Source organism: Acidovorax sp. LjRoot204 (assembly GCF_056175785.1).
The window spans coordinates 1-2,177 of record NZ_JBGFFF010000305.1 but is presented as its reverse complement, the minus strand read 5'-3'; the positions used below and the strand labels follow the sequence as shown (position 1 = coordinate 2,177).

Below are 2,177 nucleotides of genomic sequence, written 5' to 3'. Positions count from 1 at the left end.
GAACGACACACGGGGCCACCAGCACGGCGATGCAGTGTTGGTGCACTTTGCCGAGCGCACCCGCCAGGTGCTGCGCCGCGCTGACCGCCTGGGTCGCTACGGGGGCGAGGAATTTCTGGTGCTGCTGCCGGGAGCCGACGCGCAAGCGGCTCTGGCCGTGGCCCAGCGCATCCACGCCACGCTGGCCTCGGGGCACCCGCTGGACTGCGAGGTGAGCATCGGGCTGACCAGCTGGTCGGGGTCACACGAGACCCTGGACGCGATGCTCTCCCGCGCCGACGCCGCGCTGTACCGCGCCAAGGAAGAAGGCCGCAACCAGACCGTGGTGGGCTAGAGCCTGCCCAAGCAGGGCGGCTCAGGCCGTCTGCGTCGCCACGCCAGCCGATTCAAAACTCGCCATCTCGCGCAGCACGGCGCAGGCCGATTGCAGCAACGGCCAGGCCAGCGCCGCGCCCGAACCCTCGCCCAGGCGCAAGCCCAGGTCCAGCAGAGGCTCTGCCTGCATCTGCGCCAGCATCAGGCTGTGGCCCCGTTCGCCCGAACGGTGGGCAAACACGCAGCGCTGCAGCACCTGCGGCGCGATGCGGCTGGCCACCAGCACGGCCGCGCTGGTAATGAAGCCGTCCACCACAATCACGCGCCGCTCGGCCGCTGCCTGCAGCACTGCGCCCACCAGCGTGGCCACCTCGTAGCCACCCAGGGCAGCCAGAGCCTCCAACGGGCTGGTGGCGCCCGCATTGGCGTCCAGCGCCTGCTGCAGCACCAAGCGCTTGCGTTCGATGCCCGCAGCATCCAGCCCCGTGCCCGCGCCCGTCACCTCGACCAGCGGCAGCCCCGCCAGGCGCGCCAGCAGCAGCGACGCCACCGAAGTGTTGGCAATCCCCATCTCGCCAAGCAGCAAGGCGTTGCCTGGCAGGGCACGCACCACCTCCACCCCGTTGGCCAGCGCCTGGGCGCATTGCTCGGCGCTCATGGCCGGGCCGACGGAGGCATCCTGCGTGCCGGGTGACACCTTGCGCAGCAACAAGCGCGGCTGACCGGGTGCTGTATCGCGCGCAGCGATGGGTTTGGCCACACCACAGTCCACCACCGTGAGGCCCAGGCCATGCTGGCGCGCGAGCACGCTCACGGCCGCGCCACCCGCCAGAAAATTCTCCACCATCTGCCAGGTCACATCGCTCGGGAACGCCGAGACTCCCCGGGCGGCCAGGCCATGGTCGCCAGCGCACACCAGCATCTGGGGGGCATGCAGCACGGGGGATTCGGTGCCCAGAATCACGCCCAGGCGCAGCGCCAGGCGCTCCAGCAGGCCCAGCGAGCCCAGGGGCTTAGTCTTGTGGTCAATGACGTGCTGCAGGCGGCTGGCCAACGCGGCATCATGCAGGTCAGCAACGGATGGAAGTACGAAAGATGAGGTCATGGTGATGGAGAACACAAAGAACGCCGTGCACAAAGCGGCACAGCAGGGTTTTGAAAAAGAAGCGCAGGCCTACGCGCGCGGCAGGCCGGACTACCCGGCGGCGCTGTCGGCCTGGCTGGCACAGACGTTGGGACTGGGCCCCGGTCGCGAGGTGGCCGATGTGGGTGCGGGCACCGGCAAATTCACCGCGCTGCTCGCAACCACCGGGGCCACAGTGGTGGGCGTGGAGCCCGTGGACGCCATGCGCGCCAAGATCGAAGCCTTGCAACTGCCCACGGTGCGCGCCGTGGCGGGCACGGCACAGGCCATTCCACTGCCGTTCGGCGCGCTGGATGCCGTGGTCTGTGCACAGGCCTTCCACTGGTTTGCCACCCGCGAAGCCCTGGACGAATTCCACCGCGTGCTGCGGCCGGGCGGCAAGCTGGGACTGGTGTGGAACGTGCGCGATGAGTCGGTGGACTGGGTGGCCGAGCTCACCACCACCATCACGCCCTACGAGGGCGATGCCCCGCGCTTCTACAAGGGCGACTGGCGCAAACCCTTTCCACACCCCGGTTTCGGCCCATTGGTCGAGACCCGGCTGACCCACGAGCATGTGGGGCCACCCCAGCAGGTCATCGTGGACCGTTTCATGTCGATCAGTTTCATCGCGGCCCTGCCGGATGCTGAACGCGCCAAGGTGCGCGCCCAGATCGAGGCTTTGATAGCCCGACACCCCGCGCTGCGCGGGCAAGACACCGTGCGCTTTCCGTACACC

At 69.0% G+C, this 2,177-nt stretch carries 3 protein-coding genes; 2 read left to right on the top strand and 1 reads right to left on the bottom strand.

What is annotated here, in order from left to right; all coding sequences use genetic code 11:
• Positions 1-334, top strand: a 334-nt coding sequence (locus AC04MI_RS24815; RefSeq protein WP_476498999.1) for a GGDEF domain-containing protein, incomplete at its 5' end; no start/stop codon positions are given.
• A gap of 21 nt (positions 335-355) precedes the next feature.
• Here AC04MI_RS24815 and cobT read toward each other — a convergent pair.
• Positions 356-1,420: a nicotinate-nucleotide--dimethylbenzimidazole phosphoribosyltransferase gene (gene cobT / locus AC04MI_RS24810; protein WP_099732160.1), complete on the bottom strand. Its 1,065-nt coding sequence runs from the start codon at positions 1,418-1,420 to the stop codon at positions 356-358.
• Between cobT and AC04MI_RS24805 the strand changes: the two genes are divergently transcribed.
• Positions 1,419-2,177: class I SAM-dependent methyltransferase (locus AC04MI_RS24805; protein ID WP_476498998.1), on the top strand; the 759-nt coding region annotated here is incomplete at its 3' end. The two genes, cobT and AC04MI_RS24805, sit on opposite strands and share 2 nt — an antisense overlap.